This is a genomic window from Gilvimarinus sp. 1_MG-2023 (genome assembly GCF_030548285.1).
The window spans coordinates 1-242 of record NZ_JAUOSC010001566.1 but is presented as its reverse complement, the minus strand read 5'-3'; the positions used below and the strand labels follow the sequence as shown (position 1 = coordinate 242).

Annotated in this window: 1 protein-coding gene; it reads right to left on the bottom strand. The window is 54.1% G+C overall.

All coding sequences use genetic code 11. The features are described from left to right. A partial coding sequence (locus Q4563_RS22070) for a hypothetical protein (RefSeq protein ID WP_303606062.1) occupies nucleotides 1–242 on the bottom strand: 242 nt, incomplete at both ends.

The window sequence follows — 242 nt, the reverse complement described above, 5'->3', positions numbered from 1 at the left end:
ACGTTGACGTACCACGCCGTCCACAGATAACCAGTGACTCAGGGCGCGACGAGTGAATTCCATATTTCTGAAAAGGTTACCTGCGTACAGGTAATCCAGTGTTCCGTCCGGGCTGACCAGCATAACGGCAGGCAAAGGGTTGATTTGCCATGCCCTGGTGAGCGACTGGTCGTATGCCAGTAACGGCAGACGTGTACGGGGTGCGTCTTTTACAAAACGGTCATTGGCATCCCAGATCACCC